Below are 19,056 nucleotides of genomic sequence, written 5' to 3' on the forward strand. Positions count from 1 at the left end.
AGCGCCATGACCCCATCGCTCGCATTGCTCGGCAAACGGCGGTTCCTGCCGCTGTTTGCCACCCAGTTCCTGGGCGCCTTCAACGACAATCTGTTCAAGACGGCGATGGTGATCCTGGTCACCTATCACATCTATTCGGACCCGACGCAGGAAGCCTCGTTCAACGCCATCGCGGGCGGCGTCTTCATCCTGCCCTTCTTCGCTTTCTCGGCGCTGGCGGGGCAGCTTGCCGACAGTAACGACAAGGCGCGCATCATCCGCATCGTGAAGACGGCGGAGATCGCGATCATGGTGTTCGGCGCGGCGGGGCTGCTGCTCAGCAACATCCCGCTGATGCTGGTCGCGCTGTTCGCGATGGGCGTCCACTCCACCTTCTTCGGCCCGATCAAATATGCGATCCTGCCGCAGCATCTGGAGAAGGACGAGGTGCTGGGCGGCACCGGCCTCGTCGAGGCGGGCACCTATATCGCGATCCTGCTCGGCACTATCGTCGGCGGTCTCATCCCAGCGCAGGTCGCGGCGGGTGCGGTACTAGCAACCGCCGCGATAGGACGGCTGGTCGGCGGCAAGGTCCCGCCTGCACCGCCCGAGGCGGACGCCCCCTGCCCCCGGATGGACTGGCACATCGTCCGCGCCTCCTTCACCCTCGTCTCAGCGACGCTGCACATCCCGCGGCTTTTCCTCGCGATCCTATCGATCAGCTTCTTCTGGGCGATGGGCGCGGTGCTGGCCGCGCAATTCCCGCCGCTGGTCAAGAACGTGCTGCAGGCGGACGAGCATGTCGCGACCGCCTTCCTCGCGATCTTCTCGGTCGGCGTCGGCATCGGCTCGGTGCTCATCAATCGGCTGCTGGCCGGACGGGTGCTGGCAAAATACTCACCTGTCTCGGCGATCGTGATGGGGCTGTTCATCGTCCATCTCTACTGGAACGTCATCCACTGGCCGGACATCCTGCCGGGCGAGCAGTTGATGAACCTCACCCAGTTCATCCGCATCCCGCAGGCGGATTGGGTGATGTTCGATCTGTTCGGCATGGCGGTGGCGGGCGGCATGTTCGTCGTGCCACTCTACGCCTTCCTCACCACCACGGTCTCCAAGTCGGAAACGGCGCGCACGGTGGCGGCGAACAATATCGTCAACTCGGGCGCGATGGTGATCGCCGCGGTGCTGCTGTTCGCGCTGGTGCAGATGGGAGTCTCTGTCGCCGAGACGCTGCTGATGGTGGCGGTGGCGAGTCTCGGCGCCGCCTGGCTCGCGCAGAAGCTGCACCGCGCCTGCGACTGAGCGCGCGGGCTCAGCTCAAGAAGGTCAGGAAGAACACCATGCCGCCGATCCAGGCGGTGAGGAATTGCTGCGCGTCCTCCTGCCATTCCGGCGCGAACTCCAACGCAGGCGGCATCGACAGACCCATCGCCAGCGCCGGCGCGAAGCGGCCGGTCTTGCGAGTGATGAGCGGAGACAGGCGATTCATGGCCGAAAGTTAACGGCGCCTTCACCATGTTTGCAACGGCCCATCGCCGGGTTTCACGGCCTGTGCCGGGGCGGGACGAACCGCCCCCGCCATTTCGGCGCGTTTCGGTATGCAAAGCGGATTATTCTTCAAGATTGTCAGTAAGTTATGATTTACCGCTTTGATCGATCTTCCGAACGTGCGGCCAAACAGCCTCGAACGCTGACCGGCCGGAATATTCGGAGGCTCTGCCATGCGTTCCGCATTCCGCTTCACCCTTCTCGCCACTGCCGTGGTTCTGCCCGCGACGATTGCGACGAGCCCAGCCGGCGCGCAGACGTCGCTGGTCGGCGCCTGCTCGGGGGTCAGCCTGCCGCGATCGGTCGTCACCGACATCATGCGCCCGGTCGTTACCGGCATCGCATCGCCGCTTGAGAATCGGATCAACTCCATTCTCAACGTCGTTGCGGTGATCCCGATCGTCGGGCAGGTGCTGCCCCCGCTCAATCTGAACGCGACCGGGCTGCTCAACGATGCCGCCACCGGCGCGCCAATCACGCTCAGCGTGCTCGACCGGAACGGCAATATTGTGGGGCCGAATGATCGCTGCGATCTCGAAGCGGACTCGCTGTCGCTCGCCGATCCCGCGGGCATCGCGATCGGCGGCAACCGCATTTCCGGGCTCGGCGCCAACGGCGCAGCCGCGTTCGCGGCCGACATCGACGCGATCGCCTTCGGTAACGGCGCTCGCGCCGAAGCGGGTGCCGTCGCCGCGATCGCGCTGGGCCAGGGCGCCTCGGTAACCGCGGCGAACAGCGTCGCGATCGGCGCCGGCTCCGAAGCCGGGCGCGGAGCGCAGCTCGGCTATACCGCGTTCGGGCTGGCGGCCGCGCAGGATTCGGCAGGCGAATTCTCGGTTGGCGCCGTCGGCGCGGAACGCCAGATCACCAACGTCGCCGCCGGATCAGCAGACAGCGATGCGGTCAATGTCGCCCAGCTTCGCGGCGTAGCGGCCATGGTCGGCGCGCTCGGCGATGAGGCGGTGACCTATGACGATGCTACGCGCGGGCGCGTTACGCTCGCCGGAGTCGGCGGCACCATCGTAACCAACGTCGCCGCGGGCTCCCTTTCCGCTTCCTCGAGTGATGCGGTCAATGGTTCACAGCTCTTCGCCACCAACCAACAGGTCGGCGCCAATACGACGGCGATTGCAATCAACACCACCGCCATCACCAACGTTCAGGGCGATGTGACCAACCTCACCACTATCGTGAACGATCAAGGCGATCGCATCACGACGATCCAGGGCGATGTCACCAACCTCACCAATGTCGTTACCAACCAGGGCGACCGCATCGTCAACGTCGAGGGTGACATCGTCGATCTCTCGACGCAGGTGACCAACAATACGACCGCCATCGCCAATCTGTCGCTGACGATTGGCGGCGGCGGCAACGCTCCCCCGTCGCCGGCGCGCTATTCGGACCCGGCGACGCCCACCGTCCCGAATGCGGGCACCGTCACCGACGAAGTGACGCTTGCTGGTGCCAGCGGCGGGGCGGTGGGACTCCATAACGTGCGCGCCGGGACGCTCGCGACCGGATCGACCGATGCGGTCAACGGCGGCCAGCTCCATGCCACCAACCAAGAGGTGGCGCGGCTGAGCGTCGATCTCGACGCACTTTCGATCGAGGTCGAGAACAACCGCATCGCGATCACCAACATCACCAACAACATGGGCAACGCCGGCCCCTCCCCCGTCCGCTATTCGGACGCAGCGAGCCCGACGACGCCCAATGGTGGCCAGGTCACCGACGACGTGACGCTCGCCGGCGCAAGCGGCGGGCCGGTCGGGCTCCACAACGTCCGCGATGGCGTGGTCGCGGCTGGATCCACCGACGCGGTCAACGGCGGGCAGCTTCATGCCGTGTCACAGCAGGCTGCGGATGCAGCGGCGGCCGCCGGGCAAAGCGTGCGCTACGATTATGACGCGTCGGGCAACCGCACGAATCGCGTCACGCTGGCCGGTGGCGATGCCGATGCGTCGGTGACGGTGGCCAATGTCGCCGCCGGCACGGTCGCTGCGGGATCGACCGAGGCGGTCAACGGCGGCCAGCTCTTCTCGACCAATCAGGCCGTCTCGGTCGCGCTCGCCACGGCGGAGGACGCCTTGGCGCTCGGCAGCAATTCCGTTCAATATGATCCGGGCCGCGGCTCGGTGACCTTCGCCGGCGGCGGCACTCCGGTAGTCCTGCAAAATGTCGCCGCCGGCGTCGCGACCACCGATGCGGTGAACGTGGGCCAGCTCAACGCGGGGCTCGCGCAGGCCGTAGCCGACGCCAATGCCTATACCGATCTGCGGCTCGAGAACCTCGGCCGCGATATGGTCGGGCTGCGCCGCGACGCCAACGGCGGGACTGCGGGCGCGCTCGCCGCGGCGGCGCTGCCGCAGGCGTTCGATCCGGGCGGCGGGATGATCGCGATGGGCTTCGGCACCTTCCAGGGCCAGTCCGCCTTCGCGCTCGGCGCCTCTGCAGCGCTCAACGACGCGAAAACGGTGGTGAAGGTGGGCGTGACCTACGACACGCGCGGCCGCGGCGGTGCCAATGCCGGGGTGGGCTTCAGCTTCCGCTAGGTGCGTTGTCGATTTCGTGGCCGAGCGCGTCGCGCACGTAGAGCTCGCGCGTCAGGACATAGAAGACGACGGCAAGCGGGCCACCGAGCAGCACGCCCACCGGCCCGAAGATCGCGCCGATCGCGAACAACGCGAAGAGCGTCATCGCAGGCGGCAGCTTGACGGTATGCTGCATGATGAGCGGCTCGATCACCGATCCAGCGAGCTGCTGGACGACGAAGTAGAGCAGGATCGTCAGCAGCAGCGTATCGGTGCCAAGCGTCAGCGCGACCAGCACGCCCGGCAGCGCGCCGAGCAGCGGACCGATCATCGGCACGAAGCCCATCAGCCCGGCGATGAGGCCGAGCGCGAGCGGCGACGGCACGCCGATCCAGATGAGACCGACCGCGATGGCGATGCCGGTGATGCTCATCGAGATGAGCTGGCCGAGCAGCCAGGCACGGAGCGACACGCCCGTCGCGTCGATCGCGCGCTCCGCTTGCGCGGCGCGTGGCTTCGGCGTCATCAACAGGGTACCGCGGCGATAGATATGCGGCTGCGCGGCGAGATAGACGCCGCCGAGCAGCGCCAGCGCGACACCCGAGAGGACGCTGCCGAACCCGCCGAGCACGAAGCGGATGGCGTTGAGCACGGTGCCGCTGTCCGGCATGGCGCGGCCCATCTGCTCGCGGAACTCGTCCTCAATTCCCGCGGCGCCGATCTCGCGCTGCAGTGCAATCCACGCATCGGGCAGTCGCGCGAGTAGTTCGCCGAGCTGCCGCGTCACCTCCTGGCCGAACAGCCAGACCGCGCCGCCGAGCAGCGCGAGGATCAGGATCGAAGCGATGGTGAGCGCCAGCCAGCGCGGCATCGGCGCGATGCGCTGGATGCCGCCGGTCGCGGCGCTGAGTACGATCGAAAAGAGCACGCCGGCGAAGACGAGCAACAGCACGTCGCGGAGCTGCCACAGCAGCCAGGCGGATGCCGCGAGCGCGATGACGATCAGCACCCGCCCCGCGAAACGCGCCGTATCGGATCCGGTCATGCGATGCCCCTCTTTGTGTGTGGGCAGAATAGAGACGCTGAGGCGATTGGAAAAGCAGCATCACCCGCACGATCGCCCCCTCTCCCGCCTGCGGGGGAGGGCCGGGGTGAGGATGCGAGCCGCAGCGAGCATGCGGCGTCGCCACCCATCCTCACCGCTGCCACTAGGGCGCTCCCTCGCGGGACCACCCAAGGCTCGCTCCTCTCCCGCCAGGGGGCGAGGATCCTTTTAGTTTTTAAGGGGATGGTGGAGCCGAGGGGGATCGAACCCCTGACCTTCGCAATGCCATTGCGACGCTCTCCCAGCTGAGCTACGGCCCCCGATCCGGGTGGCGCGAACGGCCCTCAAGGCCACCCGCGTCCTGGGCGCCGCCGCCTTTATGCGAAGCGGCGGCGGCTGGCAATCAGCTTTCTTCGTCCTCGTCGCCCGATTTGGCGACACCGATATCATCGTCGCCGCCCAGATCGACCTCGTCGTCCGGATTTTCTTCGGCGTCCTCATCGATGTCCAGATCGTCCTCGGCGAGGTCCGAATCCGGCTTCGCGTCCTTCTCCTGCTCGGGCTTGGGGGCGTCGAACGGCAGCGGTTGCTTGGACTTGAGCACCGCCTCCGGCTCCCACGAGACGCCGCATTCGATGCACGTCACGGGATCTTCCTTGCCGAGATCGTAGAAGCGGGTGCCGCACTTGGGGCAAGTGCGCTTGGTGCCCCATTCCGCCTTCACCATGGGTGGAAAAGCCTTTCGAATGATTGGAGAGACGGCCGGGCCGCGTCGCAGCCCCGCCGTATGCGGGGCGCGCATTGCCACATGGGGGGGCGGCTGTCAAAAGCCAAGCCGGGCGTTTGGCCGGGCGCTGCCCAAGCGGCTCTGGCATCCCGCCGCGCCGGTCTGTAGGGCTGGGCCGATGACATCCTCCGCCCCCATCATCGCAGTCGACGGACCCGCCGCGAGCGGCAAGGGGACGGTCGCGAAGGCCCTCGCCCGCCACTTCGGCCTGCCGCATCTCGACACCGGCCTTCTCTATCGCGCGGTGGCGCTCAACCTGCTGCGCTGGGGCGGCGATCCGGACAGCGAGTTCGCTGCAGTACGCGCATGCGACTTCAGCCAGATCGACTTCGACGATCCCGAGCTCCGCAGCGAGATGACCGGCGGCGTCGCCTCGCGCGTTTCGGTCTATCCCGCCGTCCGCGAAGCTTTGGTCCAGCGCCAGCGCGACTTCGCCGGGCAGCCCGGCGGCGCCGTCCTCGACGGGCGCGACATCGGCACGGTGATCGCGCCCGATGCGGACGCCAAGCTGTTCGTCACCGCCTCGCCCGAAATCCGCGCGGAGCGGCGGCATGCGGAGCTCACAGGCCTCGGCTTGGCGGCCCATTACGAGGACGTGCTGATCGACATCCGCGCCCGCGACGAGCGCGATTCCGGCCGCGCCGCCGCGCCCCTCGTCCAGGCCGAGGATGCCGACTTGCTGGATACCAGTGAAATGACTATAGACGCCGCCGTCCGGCGGGCGATCGCGCTCGTGGAAGCTCGGCTCAAGCGGAGCGCGTAGAGGACCGGCGGAACGGCCGGCTCCCTCCACGCGCCTTTTTGCTTTTTGCAGCACCCTTTCAGGCGAGCCTTCCGCGATGCGCGCTTTTCGTCGGGCGCCGCGCACGGCATGGGGCCGCCGCGGCAGTCGGGTCAAAAGACCGTGGGAGACAACCCGCGGCCGGCAAAGAACCAAGAAGGACTCTCATTTCTATGGCCACTTCGGCAAACCCCACGCGCGACGATTTCGCCGCGCTTCTCAATGAATCCCTGGGCGGCGAGAGCGAAGGCTTCGAAGGCCGCGTCGTCAAGGGCACCGTCACCGCGATCGAGAACGACATGGCCGTCATCGACGTCGGCCTGAAGTCGGAAGGGCGCGTCGCGCTGCGCGAATTCGCCGCCCCCGGCCAGAAGGCCGAGCTCAACGTCGGCGACGAGGTCGAAGTCTATGTCGACCGCGTCGAGAACCACCAGGGCGAAGCGATGCTGTCGCGCGACCGTGCGCGCCGCGAAGCCGCCTGGGACCGTCTCGAGCAGGAATTCACCGACACCGCCCGCGTCGAAGGCGTGATCTTCGGCCGCGTGAAGGGCGGCTTCACCGTCGATCTCGGCGGCGCCGTGGCCTTCCTTCCGGGCAGCCAGGTCGACATCCGGCCGGTGCGCGACGTCGCGCCGCTGATGGATATCCCCCAGCCCTTCCAGATCCTCAAGATGGATCGCCGCCGCGGCAACATCGTCGTGTCGCGCCGCGCCATCCTGGAAGAGACCCGCGCCGAGCAGCGTTCGGGCCTGATCCAGAGCCTGACCGAAGGCCAGGTGGTTGACGGCGTCGTCAAGAACATCACCGATTACGGTGCGTTCGTGGACCTGGGCGGCATCGACGGTCTGCTCCACGTCACCGACATCAGCTACAAGCGCGTCAACCACCCCTCCGAGGTGATCAACATCGGCGACACGGTGAAGGTGCAGATCATCCGCATCAACCGCGAGACGCAACGCATCAGCCTCGGCATGAAGCAGCTCGAAGCCGATCCGTGGGAAGGCGCGAGCGCGAAATACCCGATCGACGGCGTGTTCCAGGGCCGCGTCACCAACATCACCGAATATGGCGCCTTCGTGGAGCTGGAGCCGGGGATCGAGGGTCTCGTCCACGTCTCCGAGATGAGCTGGACCAAGAAGAACGTCCATCCGGGCAAGATCGTCTCGACCAGCCAGGAGGTCGATGTCGCGATCCTCGAGGTAGACGAAGAGAAGCGCCGCATCTCGCTGGGCCTCAAGCAGGCGCAGTCGAACCCGTGGACCGCGTTCGCCGAGAAGCATCCGGTGGGCAGCGAAGTCGAGGGCGAAGTCAAGAACGCCACCGAGTTCGGCCTGTTCGTCGGCCTCGAGGGCGACGTCGACGGCATGGTCCACATGTCAGACATCGCCTGGGGCGTGTCGGGCGAGGAAGCCCTGGCGCTGCATCACAAGGGCGAGACCGTTAAGGCGGTCGTGCTCGACGTGGATATCGAGAAGGAGCGCATCAGCCTCGGCATGAAGCAGCTCGAGCGCGGCGGCGTCGCGACGGGCGGCGGCTCCAGTGCCGGCGTCAACAAGAACGAGGTCGTCACCGTCACCGTTCTCGAAGTGCGCGACGGCGGGCTCGAAGTGCAGGTCGGCGACGATGGCGCGACGGGCTTCATCCGCCGCACCGATCTCGGCCGCGACCGCGACGAGCAGCGTCCGGAGCGCTTCCAGGTCGGCCAGAAGTTCGACGCGATGGTGTCGGGCTTCGACCGTTCCAAGAAGCCGACCTTCTCGATCAAGGCGATGCAGCTCGCCGAAGAGAAGCAGGCCGTGGCGCAGTATGGCTCGTCCGATTCGGGTGCATCGCTCGGCGACATCCTCGGCGAGGCGCTCAAGCAGCGTAACAATTGATGCCTTCGGGGCGCGCCGGAAACGGCGCGCCCCGTTTCTCTTTCCCTCTCAATACCAACGGGTCCGGTTACCGTAGCGTCCGCAATCCGGGCGGTTTTTGGCGGATATCCGTTGCCTTTCCCCGATTCGGATGCGATTGATCTGAGTTAGCCCGTCGCGCAACACACGCGATTCGTAGGGCCCGGTGAACTTGGGGAAAGCAGACCGTGATCCGCTCCGAACTCGTCCAGAAGCTCAGTGCCGACCATCCCGATCTCACCACCAAGGAGATCGAGCGCGTGGTAACGGCGGTTTTCGACGCCATCACCGCACAGCTTCAAAACGGCGGCCGCGTAGAGCTTCGCGGCTTCGGCGCCTTCTCGACGCGCGAGCGTGATGCACGCAAGGGCCGCAACCCGCGCACCGGCGAGGCGGTGGACGTCGCCGCCAAGCGCGTCCCCTATTTCAAGCCCGGCAAGGAAATGCGCGAGCGCCTCAACGTCTGAGGCCTGCTTTCGTCATTGCGAGGCGCGCAGCGCCGCGGCAATCCGGCGCGTTGCATCACCTATCCGTCACCCCGGACTTGATCCGGGGTCCATCTTCTCCCGCACCCCGCTTCGTCGAAAGAAGGTGGGTGCCGGATCAAGTCCGGCATGACGACAAGACTTATGGCTGGCAGGCAGCTCCTCAGCTCTTAAGCCGGTAGCCCGTCTTGAACATCCAGGCGATCACCGTCAGGCAGACCGTCAGGAAGCCGACCATCGCGATCATGCTGACACCAATGCCGACATCGCCCTTGCCGAAGAAGGTCCAGCGGAAGCCGCTGATCAGATAGACGATCGGGTTGAACAACGTGACCGTGCGCCACGCGGCCGGCAGCATGTCGATCGAATAAAAGGCACCGCCCAGGAACGTCATCGGCATCACCACGAGCAGCGGGATCACCTGCAACTGCTCAAAGCTTTGCGCCCAGATGCCGAGGATGAAGCCGAACAGGCAGAAGGTGATGGCGATCAGCGCCATGAAGCCGATCATCAGCAGCGGATGCGCCACCTGCACGTCGACGAAGAGGTGCGCGGTTGCGAAGATGACGAGACCGATCAGCATCGACTTCGTCGCGGCCGCGCCGACATAGGCCAGCACCGTCTCGAACGCCGATACCGGCGCCGAGAGCAGCTCGTAGATCGTCCCCGACCATTTGGGCATGTAGATGCCGAAGCTGGCGTTGAAGATGCTCTCGGTGAACATCGACAGCATGATGAGACCCGGCACGATGAACGCGCCATAGGGAATGCCGCCGATTTCCGTCATCCGCGAACCGATCGCCGATCCGAAGACGATGAAATAGAGCGAGGTAGTGATCACCGGCACGAGCAGGCTGGTGAGGATGGTACGGCCGAAGCGCGCCACTTCGAAGCGATAGATGGCGAGGACGCCGTGGCGGTTGAATGCCATCAGCCTTCCCCCCTGCCCTTGTGGACCAGGTTCACGAAAATCTCCTCGAGCGAGCTTTGCCGCGTGTTGAGATCCTTGAAGCCGACGCCGATGTCACTCATCCGCTTGAGCAGCGAGGGCACGCCGGTGCGCTCGGCATTGGCATCGAACTCATATTCCAGCTCGTTGCCATCGGCCTTCAGCGTCAACGCCCATTCGCCAAGCTCGGCGGGGATCGTTTCCATCGCGTCAGCGAGGTTCAACGTCAGAGTCTTGCGGCCGAGTTTCTTCATCAGCGCAGTCTTTTCTTCGACCAGGATTAGCTCGCCCTTGCTGATGACGCCGACGCGGTCGGCCATTTCCTCGGCTTCCTCGATATAATGGGTGGTGAGGATGATGGTGACGCCGCCTTCGCGGAGGCGATGGACCAGCGCCCACATGTCGCGGCGGAGCTCGACATCGACGCCCGCGGTCGGCTCGTCGAGGAACAGGATGTCGGGCTCGTGGCTCAGCGCCTTGGCGATCATCACCCGGCGCTTCATGCCGCCGGACAGCTCCTGGATCTTGGACTTGCGCTTGTCCCACAGCGACAGGTCCTTCAGCACCTTCTCGACATGGGCGGGGCTGGGCGGCTTGCCGAACAGCCCGCGCGAGAAGGTCACCGTCGCCCAGACCGTTTCGAACGAATCGGTGTGCAACTCCTGCGGCACGAGACCGATACGGGTCCGCGCCATGCGGAAATCGCGCGCCGCATCGACCCCGTCGACTAGCACCGTACCGCCGGTTGGCGTGACGATGCCGCAGACGATGCTGATCAGCGTGGTCTTGCCCGCGCCGTTGGGGCCAAGCAGCGCGAAAATCTCGCCCTTGCGGATGTCGAGGCTGACGTCGTTCAGCGCGGTGAGGCCCGAAGCGTAGGTCTTCGAGAGTGAGGCGATCGAAAGGACGGGCTGCATCGCCGGTGGAGATAGTGCGGATCGAACGCCGGCGCTACTGCCGTGATGCACCGCGCTTGACGCACCCCGGCGAAGCGGCCTTTACCGGCAGGCGTGCGGACGTGGCGGAACAGGTAGACGCCGGAGACTTAAAATCTTCTGCCCTCCGGGGCGTGCGGGTTCGAGTCCCGCCGTCCGCACCAGTGGCTCAGGCAGCCTTCGCGCGGATCGCGACCCACTCGCATTGATCGAGGCTGATCGGATCAAGGAACATGCCGCCCATCCGCGGGCCGAGTTGCCAGCGGACCTGCGCGCGGACGAGGCCGACCCCGGGCACTTCCAAGGAGACGAAGCTGCCGATGCCGATCGCACCGTCGCATTCGGCGAGGAAGCCGGTGGTCGACACGTCGCGGATGCGGACCTCGACATCATATTCGCTCGGTGAGGTCAGCCGCGTGCTCGAATCGACGGGCACTCGTTCGGCATTGCGGGCCGAATAGGAGGATCTGTCATGCTCCGAGCGCGTCATCGCCAAGCCTCTTTGGAATGGGACGCGGATAGCATGACATAGGTTGAAGATGCGTAAATGGGGCGTAAACGCATTGCCGCGGAAAACCGCGCGGCGATCGTCGGGCTTCGGCAACTTGCCCCATCACAAAGCCATCTCTCTGCGCTATCGTGCCGGCAGATGCAGAGTTCGCGTTTCCTCGGGATGATCGTCGTGACGGCCGCGCTGCTGCTCGCCGGCTGCCGCGACCAGGGGAGCGGGCCGCTGGCGATCAGCGCGATCGGCGGGCCGCCGGAGCTGGCCAACCCGAACCTCCGCCCGCTTGCCCCACCGTCCACCTTCCTGCTCGAAGCCACGGCGCAAGGCCTAGTGCGCTTCGACGCCACCGGGCAGGTCGAGCCCGCGCTCGCGCAGAGCTGGATCGTCTCCGACGACGGGCTCCGTTACACCTTCCGTCTGTCACGCGTCACCTGGTCGGACGGCAGCGCGGTCACCGCCGAGCAGGTGGTGGAGCGGCTGCGCGCAAGCTTCAGCCGCGCCAGCCGCAACCCGCTGAAGCCGGTGCTGGGCGCGATCGCCGACATCGAGCCGATGACCGACGACGTGCTCGAGATCAGCCTGCGCGCGCCGCGGCCCAATTTCCTCCAACTCCTCGCCGCGCCCGAAATGGCGATCCTGCGCGCGGGCCGCGGCACCGGCCCCTATCGTGCGGCGCGCAGCGACGGTGCGATCACGCTGCGCTTGCCCGACGAGGAGGATGCCGAGCCGGACGAAGCCGCCGCGCCGCAGATCGTGCTGCGCGGCGAGCGGGCGGCGCGCGCCGTCGCCCGGTTCGCTTCGGGCAGCGCGGACGCGGTAATCGGCGGGACGCTCGGCGACCTTCCCATCGCCGCCGCGGCCGAGCCGCGCGGCAATGCGCTGCGCTTCGATCCTGTGGCAGGATTGTTCGGCCTCGTACCCGTGCGCGATGACGGACCGGTCGCTGACCCCCTCGTCCGCCGCGCGCTGTCGATGGCAATCGACCGCGAGGCGATCGTCGCCGCGATCGGCGTCCCCGATCTTCAGCCGCGCGCGACGATCGTGCCGCTCGGCGTTGCCGAACTCCCAGCCCCCGCGACGCCCGACTGGAGCGCAAGCCCGCTGCCGATGCGTCGCACGCTCGCCGCGCAGGTAATCGCTGCGCAGGACGGCGGACGGCCACGCATCCGCATCGAGATGCCGGACGGCTTCGGCTACCGCGTGCTCTTCGCGCATATCCGCCGCGATTGGCGCGCGATCGGGGTCGAGGCCGAGCGCGTCGCGCCGGGCAATGCCGCGGACCTTCGCCTGATCGATCGCGTCGCGCCCGCGTCGCTTGCGAGCTGGTACGTCCGCGCCTTCCGCTGCGGTGAGGTTCCCATCTGCCAGCCGGAGGCCGATGCGATGATGGACGCCGCGCGCACTACGCAGGATATGAACGAGCGCGCCAGCCTGCTTGCCGGTGCCGACCGTATGCTGACCGACGCCAGCCTGTTCATCCCGGTCACCGCGCCGGTGCGCTGGTCGCTGGTGTCGCCGCGCCTCACCGGCTTCCAGCCCAACCCCTTCGCGATCCGCGCCGCCGGGTCGCTCCTCGCCAACCAGCCCTGAAGGCGGACCGCCATGCCGAGCCCGCAAGACCATTTCGATCGCATCGCCGGCCAGCTTCCCGTCGGACGCGACCCCGCGTCGGTGCGGCGGCGGCTCGAAGCGATGGAGGCGGTGCTGGAGCGCGCCTTCATCGTACCCGGCATCAACCGCCCTGTCGGGCTCGATGCGATCGTCGGCCTCGTCCCGGTTGTGGGCGACGTGATCACCGCCGCGATGGGCGCCTGGATGGTGTGGGAGGCGCGCAACCTCGGCATGTCGAAGTTCCACCTCATGCGCATGGCGGGCAATGTCGGGGTGGACACGGCGCTGGGCGCGATCCCGCTGGTCGGCGACATCTTCGACTTCGCCTTCCGCTCGAACACGCGCAACCTGCGCATCCTCAAGAAGTGGCTCGACAAGCATCACCCGCACACGATGATCGTCGAGGGCGAGGTGGTGGAGCGGCGCCCCTAGACTGAGGCGAAGTCCAAGCCGATGTCGGCGGCAGGCGCGGACTGGGTTATGCGGCCCACCGAGATGTAGGTGACACCGGTCTCCGCCTTGGCGCGGATCGTTTCCAGCGTGACCCCGCCGCTCGCTTCGGTGGGCACTCGGCCCGCGACCAGCGCGACGGCCTGGCGCAGCATAGGCGCATCCATATTGTCGAGCAGCAGATGCGTCGCCCCGGCAGCGATCGCCGGCTCGATCTGATCGAGCCGATCGACCTCCACGATAATCCGATCGACCCCGGCATCGACCGCGCGGCGCACCGCCTCGCCGACGCCGCTCGCCACGGCGACATGATTGTCTTTGATCATCGCCGCATCCCACAGCCCCATGCGGTGGTTCTGTGCGCCGCCCATGCGCGTCGCATATTTCTCGAGGATGCGAAGGCCGGGGATGGTCTTGCGCGTATCGAGCAGGATCGCGCCGGTCCCCGCGATGGCATCGACATAGGCGCGGGTCAGCGTCGCGATACCGGAGAGATGCTGAAGTGTGTTGAGCGCCGACCTCTCGGCGGTCAGCAAGGCCCGCGCGTTGCCGGTGAGGCGGAGAAGATCGGTCCCCGCCGGCACCGCGTCGCCTTCCGCCACTAGCGGCTCGATCGCTACATCGGGATCGAGCGCGCGGAAGAAGGTCTCCGCGATCGGCAGCCCCGCGACGACGATCGCATCGCGACTGTCCATCACGCCGCGGAACCGCGCATCGGCGGGGATCACCGCCTCCGACGTCACATCGCGGCCGGTTGGCCCCAGGTCTTCCGCCAACGTCGCGCGAACGAAGGCATCGAGATCGAAGCCTTCGAGATCGAGCCTCACTTCCCCTCCCCGCTTAGCTCCCGCTGGAGGAAGGCGTGGAGCAGCGCGGCGCGGACCGCATCCTCGGCATGGTCGGCGCCGACCGAGTGACCGCCCTCCAGATACTCGTGATAATAGACGGCGTTGCCATAGTCGCCGAGCCGCGCGGCCATCTTGCGCGCGTGGCCGGGATGGACGCGATCGTCCTTGGTCGAGAGATAGAAGAAGACCGGCGGGTATTTCACGCCCTTCTTCACGTTCTGATAGGGCGAATATTTCGACATGAACGCCCAATCCTCGGGCTTGTCGGGATCACCATATTCGGCCGCCCACGATGCACCGGCGAGCAGCTTGGTGTAGCGCTTCATGTCGTGGAGCGGCGATCCCGAGATCACCGCGCCATAGAGATCGGGACGCTGGACGAGCGCCGCACCGACCAGCACACCGCCGTTGGAACGGCCCGAAATCGCGATCTTGCCCTTGGCGCTGACGCCCGTCTTGACCAGATCCTCGGCGACGGCGTGGAGATCGTCGAAGCTGTTCTGCCGCTTCTCGCGTAGCGCCGCCTCGTGCCAGGCGGGGCCATATTCGCCCCCGCCCCGGATGTTGGCGAGGACATAGGCGTTGCCGTCCTCCACCCAGACCATGCCGAGCGGGCCGGAGCGATAAGGCTGGCCAGTGAGATAGGTCGGCGTCTGCGCCGCGCGAAAGCCGCCATAGGCGTGGATCAGCGCGGGCACCGGCCCCTTCACGCCCTTCTTGCGGACGAGGAAATAAGGCACGCGCGTACCGTCCTTCGAGGTGGCGAAGCGCTGCTCGACCTCCATCGCCGCGGCGTCGAACTTGGCGGGAAGGCTCTGCACGGCCGCCGCCTTGCCGTCCGCGCCGACCGCATAGAGCGTCGGCGGGGTCAGCATGCCCTCGACAGTCGCGAAGGCCATGTTGCGCTCGCCCGCCACGCCGGCGATCTGGACGGTGCTGTTGCCCGCCAGCGGCACTGCGGTCGCGGCCCAGCGCCCGTCGCCCCCGCGGCGCAGCGCGAAGAGCTTGCCCGACACGTCATCGAGCGCCTTGACCCAGAGGATCGAGTCGGATGACGAGACCTCTTCGATCGCCTGGCTCTTGCTCGGCGCCATCACCAACTCTGGCGTCACCGCGCGGCCCGCCGCGACGTCGGCGAGCGGTATGGCGACGATCGATCCCGCCTTCAACGCGTCCCAATCACGGTTGAGCTTGTAAATCAGCCGCCCGCCGATCACGTCCTGATAGGAGGCGGTGTCGGGAACCGGCACAGGGACGAACTTGCCGTTTGCCGTGCCGACGAACATCTCGTCGGTGTAGAATGTCTTGCCGCGGTTGAGGATTGGCCAGATGCGGCCGCCGTCGCGCTGCGAGAAGGCCTGCAGGCTGACGTCGCTCGCCTCGCCTTCCTTGACCGTCGTCGCCGTGGTGATCGGCGTGCCGCGCTTCCAGAGCTTGGCGATGCGCGGATAGCCCGATGCGGTGAGCGACCCCTCGCCCCAGTCGGTCGCGATCAGCAACGTGTTCTTGTCGACCCAGGCGGCGCTGCTCTTGGCCTCGGGCAGCATGAAGCCACCTTCGACGAATTTGCCGGTGGAGACATCGAACTCGCGCACCACGTCGGCATCGGTGCCGCCGGGGCTCAGCGAGACGAGGCAGCGCACATATTCGGGCGCCAGGCAATTGGCGCCGTGCCACACCCAGCTCTTGCCCTCCGCCTTGCCGAGTGCATCGACGTCGATCAGCGTCCGCCATTGCGGCTTGCCTGCGGCATAGCTGTCGAGGCTGGCGACGCGCCACAGTCCGCGCGGGTTCTTCGCGTCGCGCCAGATGTTGGTGACATTGGCACCGATCACATCCTCGGGCAGCGCGATCTGCTGCTCGTCGTCGAGGATGGCGCGGGCGCGGGTCCGATCCTGCTCGTAACCGGGCGATTTGGTCAGCAGTGCCTCGGTCGCCGCATTCCACGTCTTGACCTGATCGAGCGCCTTCGCACCCTCGATCTCTTCCAGCCAGAGATAGGGATCATCGCTCGACGCGGCCGGCGCGGCGGCGGCAAGCGCGAGGATGGCGGCAAGGGCGAGCGCGGGACGGTGCACATCAATCTCCAGCAGCAAGATAACTGCCGGGATTGCTAGGTGATCTGCGCCGCTACGTCACCCCCGCTTGCGCATCAGTCGCCGGAAATCACGGGCTTGCCGACATCGCCCTGCCCCACCGTGCGCCCCGCCATTTCCAGCATCCGCTCGAGCGGCTTCTGCGCGGCGGCGCGCAGATCCTCGTCGAGCTCGATGCGCGGCTGAAGATTGCGCAGCGCCACGTAGAGCTTCTCCATCGTGTTGAGCGCCATATAGGGGCACATGTTGCAGTTGCAGTTGCCGTCCGCGCCCGGCGCGCCGATGAACTTCTTGTGCGGCGCCGCCTTTTCCATCTGGTGGATGATGTGCGGCTCGGTCGCGACCAGCAGAGTCTCCGCATCGCTCGCCAGCGCGTAATCGAGGATGCTCTTCGTCGATCCGACGTGATCCGCATGGTCGATGATGTGCGGCGGGCATTCCGGGTGCGCGAGGACCGGCGCGCCGGGATGCTGTGCCTTGAGCTTCAGAAGCTCCGTTTCCGAAAACGCCTCGTGGACGATGCAGACGCCGGGCCACAGCAGCATGTCGCGCCCGGTCTTGCGCGCCAGATAGCCGCCGAGATGCTTGTCCGGCCCGAAGATGATCTTCTGGTCGGCCGGGATCTGGCTCAGGATGATTTCGGCCGACGACGAGGTGACGATGATGTCGCTCAGCGCCTTCACCGCCGCCGAACAGTTGATGTAGCTGAGCGCGATATGATCCGGATGCCGCTCGCGGAACGCGCGGAACTGGTCCGGCGGGCAAGAATCCTCGAGGCTGCAGCCCGCATCCATGTCGGGCAGGACAACGATCTTATCGGGGCTCAATATCTTCGCCGTCTCGGCCATGAAACGGACGCCGCAGAAGGCGATCACCTCGGCGTCCGTCGCCGCGGCCTTGCGGCTGAGGTCGAGACTGTCGCCGACGAAATCGGCCAGGTCCTGGATGTCCGGCGTCTGGTAATAATGCGCGAGGATCACCGCGTTGCGCTCCTTGCGCAGCCGGTCGATCTCGGCGCGGAGGTCCAGGCCCTTCAGGCTGACGTTCGGTGCGTTCATTGCTTCGCGGTCTCCTCGGCCAGCACATCCTCCATCCGGCGCGACCTGTCGAGCCATGACGGATCGTCGGCGCCGGCCTCGTCGGCAAAGCGCGCGACCACGGTCGCTTCGATGCCCGCTGCGCCCAGCGGCAGCGCGAAGCTGCGCGCGACTGCCTTGCGCGCTGCGTCGCGCGCCATCCTCATCGGCACCGGCCCGCGCGCCTGATCGAGCAGGCTCTTCTGCGCGGCGCGGCGGTTGGCGGTGTCGAGCGCGGCCTCCGCGTCGGTGAGCCGCATCAGCACGCCGCCGCCCGAATATTCCTGCACCGCGCCGAGATCGATCTCGGGTCCGGCGAGCTCGATCGGCGGCAGCGTGACGGTTAGCCGCTTCGCCGCGGCATCCCAGGCGAGATCGTCATCGCCCAGTTTCGCGAGGTCGATGTCATAGCGAACAGTGCCCGGCATGATGATCGTCTTCTGCGCACTAAGGCCATAGCGGCGCTGCGTCGCGGTCACGACGGCGACATAGCGCGCGACGAACGGGGTCAGCCGCGCCTGCTCGCGCACCGATTGCAGGCTCGCGCTCGCCACTGCTTCGGCATCGGGGCCGGAGCGGAACCATTTCGCCCCGCCGACGAGCGCCAAGAGCAGCCCGCCGACGAGCAGTCCCGCGACGATTGCGATGACGAGCGGACCACGGCGGATCATGCCGCCAGCCTCCATTCTGCGCCGTCGCCCATGACGAGCCCGCGCGCGCGAAGATCGATGAGGTGGGCGAGCACCGAACGTTCCGCCGCGGGGTGCAGCCGCGGATCGACGCCCCGGTACATCGCCTTGACCATTTCCGGCACACTTCCTTCGCCCTGTTCGAGCTGACGCAATATCTGCCGCTCGCGCTGGCGGCGGTGCATCAGCATGCCGCGGACCAGCTTGCGAGGATTTTCGATCGCGGGGCCGTGCGCGGGGAGGTAGAGCGCTTCCTCACGCGCCAGCAGCTTGTCGAGGCTCGCCATATAGGCGGCCATGTCACCATCGGGCGGCGAGACGATGCTGGTCGACCAGCCCATCACGTGATCGCCGCTGAACAAGATGTCGGCTTCCGGCAGCGCGAAGCAGAGGTGGTTGGAAGTATGTCCGGGCGTCTCCACCGCTTCCAGCGTCCAGTCGTCCCCGGCGATCCATTCGCCATCGGCAAGGATGCGATCGGGCGTGTAGTCGAAATCGAAAGCCGCGTCGGCGCGAGGACCCAAATCTTCGATGGCCAGCGGCGCGCAGCCGACGATCGGAGCGCCGGTCTTCTCCGCGAGCGCGCGGGCGGCGGGGCTGTGGTCGCGATGCGTGTGGGTACAAACGATGGCGGCGATCGACGCGTCGCCCACCGCACCGATAATCCTTGCGATGTGGTCCGCGTCGTCGGGGCCGGGATCGATGACCGCCAGCCCTTCGCCCGCACCCACGATATGCGTCCAGGTGCCGGTATAGGTGAACGGAGACGGATTGGGCGCCAGCACGCGCCGGACCAGCGGGTGCGGCTGTTCGAACCTCTCGATCGTCTCCATGCCG

18 protein-coding genes and 2 tRNA genes are annotated in these 19,056 nt (G+C 66.8%); 8 read left to right on the forward strand and 12 right to left on the reverse strand.

The window, feature by feature from the left end:
- The first annotated feature begins 6 nt into the window (after positions 1 to 6).
- Positions 7 to 1,284: an MFS transporter gene (locus B9N75_RS12760; RefSeq protein WP_085219137.1), complete on the forward strand. Its 1,278-nt coding sequence runs from the start codon at positions 7 to 9 to the stop codon at positions 1,282 to 1,284.
- Positions 1,285 to 1,294: 10 nt separating this feature from the next.
- Here B9N75_RS12760 and B9N75_RS14130 read toward each other — a convergent pair whose 3' ends face one another.
- Complete coding sequence (locus B9N75_RS14130) at positions 1,295 to 1,471, reverse strand: hypothetical protein (RefSeq protein ID WP_157123845.1); 177 nt, start codon at positions 1,469 to 1,471, stop codon at positions 1,295 to 1,297.
- Between the two features lie 232 nt (positions 1,472 to 1,703).
- Here B9N75_RS14130 and B9N75_RS12765 point away from each other — a divergent pair, with 232 nt between their 5' ends.
- Positions 1,704 to 4,085, forward strand: coding sequence for a YadA-like family protein (locus B9N75_RS12765; RefSeq protein ID WP_085219138.1), 2,382 nt, complete (start codon positions 1,704 to 1,706; stop codon positions 4,083 to 4,085).
- On the opposite strand, the gene B9N75_RS12770 is transcribed toward B9N75_RS12765, so the two are convergent.
- The 3 genes from B9N75_RS12770 to B9N75_RS12780 form a co-directional block, all read right to left on the reverse strand.
- Entirely contained in the window at positions 4,072 to 5,109 is a 1,038-nt protein-coding gene (locus B9N75_RS12770; RefSeq protein WP_085219139.1) for an AI-2E family transporter, read from the reverse strand. The genes B9N75_RS12765 and B9N75_RS12770 overlap by 14 nt on opposite strands.
- A gap of 244 nt (positions 5,110 to 5,353) precedes the next feature.
- Positions 5,354 to 5,429, reverse strand: a tRNA-Ala gene (locus tag B9N75_RS12775).
- Positions 5,430 to 5,512: 83 nt separating this feature from the next.
- A complete protein-coding gene (locus tag B9N75_RS12780; RefSeq protein ID WP_085219140.1) occupies positions 5,513 to 5,836 on the reverse strand; it encodes a TIGR02300 family protein in 324 nt (107 codons plus the stop codon).
- 178 nt (positions 5,837 to 6,014) lie between these two features.
- Between B9N75_RS12780 and cmk the strand changes: the two genes are divergently transcribed.
- From cmk to B9N75_RS12795, 3 genes are all read left to right on the forward strand, one after another.
- On the forward strand, positions 6,015 to 6,659 hold the full coding sequence (gene cmk, locus B9N75_RS12785; RefSeq protein WP_085219141.1) for a (d)CMP kinase: 645 nt from the start codon (positions 6,015 to 6,017) through the stop codon (positions 6,657 to 6,659).
- A gap of 191 nt (positions 6,660 to 6,850) precedes the next feature.
- Positions 6,851 to 8,554 carry a 30S ribosomal protein S1 gene (rpsA, locus tag B9N75_RS12790; protein ID WP_085219142.1) on the forward strand — a complete coding sequence of 568 codons (1,704 nt, stop codon included), beginning with the start codon at positions 6,851 to 6,853 and terminating at the stop codon, positions 8,552 to 8,554.
- Positions 8,555 to 8,760: 206 nt separating this feature from the next.
- A complete protein-coding gene (locus B9N75_RS12795; protein ID WP_085219143.1) occupies positions 8,761 to 9,039 on the forward strand; it encodes an integration host factor subunit beta in 279 nt (92 codons plus the stop codon).
- Between the two features lie 181 nt (positions 9,040 to 9,220).
- Here the strand turns inward: B9N75_RS12795 and B9N75_RS12800 are convergent, their stop codons facing one another.
- Entirely contained in the window at positions 9,221 to 9,988 is a 768-nt protein-coding gene (locus tag B9N75_RS12800) for an ABC transporter permease (RefSeq protein ID WP_085219144.1), read from the reverse strand.
- Positions 9,988 to 10,923 carry an ABC transporter ATP-binding protein gene (locus B9N75_RS12805; protein ID WP_085219145.1) on the reverse strand — a complete coding sequence of 312 codons (936 nt, stop codon included), beginning with the start codon at positions 10,921 to 10,923 and terminating at the stop codon, positions 9,988 to 9,990. Before B9N75_RS12805 ends, B9N75_RS12800 begins: the two co-directional genes overlap by 1 nt.
- 95 nt (positions 10,924 to 11,018) lie before the next feature.
- On the opposite strand from B9N75_RS12805, the gene B9N75_RS12810 reads away from it, so the two are divergent.
- Positions 11,019 to 11,105, forward strand: a tRNA-Leu gene (locus B9N75_RS12810).
- A gap of 5 nt (positions 11,106 to 11,110) precedes the next feature.
- On the opposite strand, the gene B9N75_RS12815 is transcribed toward B9N75_RS12810, so the two are convergent.
- Entirely contained in the window at positions 11,111 to 11,431 is a 321-nt protein-coding gene (locus B9N75_RS12815; RefSeq protein WP_085219146.1) for a PilZ domain-containing protein, read from the reverse strand.
- A 159-nt stretch (positions 11,432 to 11,590) separates the two neighbouring features.
- Between B9N75_RS12815 and B9N75_RS12820 the strand changes: the two genes are divergently transcribed.
- The gene (locus B9N75_RS12820) at positions 11,591 to 13,039 is read left to right on the forward strand and encodes an ABC transporter substrate-binding protein (RefSeq protein ID WP_085219147.1); all 1,449 of its coding nucleotides are present in this window, start codon (positions 11,591 to 11,593) and stop codon (positions 13,037 to 13,039) included.
- Between the two features lie 12 nt (positions 13,040 to 13,051).
- On the forward strand, positions 13,052 to 13,492 hold the full coding sequence (locus tag B9N75_RS12825) for a DUF4112 domain-containing protein (protein ID WP_085219148.1): 441 nt from the start codon (positions 13,052 to 13,054) through the stop codon (positions 13,490 to 13,492).
- On the opposite strand, the gene nadC is transcribed toward B9N75_RS12825, so the two are convergent.
- The 5 genes from nadC to B9N75_RS12850 form a co-directional block, all read right to left on the reverse strand.
- The gene (gene nadC / locus B9N75_RS12830; protein ID WP_085219149.1) at positions 13,489 to 14,337 is read right to left on the reverse strand and encodes a carboxylating nicotinate-nucleotide diphosphorylase; all 849 of its coding nucleotides are present in this window, start codon (positions 14,335 to 14,337) and stop codon (positions 13,489 to 13,491) included. The two genes, B9N75_RS12825 and nadC, sit on opposite strands and share 4 nt — an antisense overlap.
- Positions 14,334 to 16,436, reverse strand: a complete 2,103-nt coding sequence (locus B9N75_RS12835) for a prolyl oligopeptidase family serine peptidase (protein ID WP_085219681.1) — start codon at positions 16,434 to 16,436, stop codon at positions 14,334 to 14,336. Before B9N75_RS12835 ends, nadC begins: the two co-directional genes overlap by 4 nt.
- 74 nt (positions 16,437 to 16,510) lie before the next feature.
- Positions 16,511 to 17,512: a quinolinate synthase NadA gene (gene nadA, locus B9N75_RS12840; RefSeq protein WP_085219150.1), complete on the reverse strand. Its 1,002-nt coding sequence runs from the start codon at positions 17,510 to 17,512 to the stop codon at positions 16,511 to 16,513.
- A complete protein-coding gene (locus B9N75_RS12845; protein ID WP_244552355.1) occupies positions 17,509 to 18,201 on the reverse strand; it encodes a DUF4230 domain-containing protein in 693 nt (230 codons plus the stop codon). The genes nadA and B9N75_RS12845 overlap by 4 nt, the downstream gene beginning before the upstream one ends.
- Positions 18,198 to 19,052, reverse strand: a complete 855-nt coding sequence (locus B9N75_RS12850; protein WP_085219152.1) for an MBL fold metallo-hydrolase — start codon at positions 19,050 to 19,052, stop codon at positions 18,198 to 18,200. Before B9N75_RS12850 ends, B9N75_RS12845 begins: the two co-directional genes overlap by 4 nt.
- Positions 19,053 to 19,056 lie beyond the last annotated feature (4 nt).

The organism is Allosphingosinicella indica (genome assembly GCF_900177405.1).
Lineage (GTDB): Bacteria > Pseudomonadota > Alphaproteobacteria > Sphingomonadales > Sphingomonadaceae > Allosphingosinicella > Allosphingosinicella indica.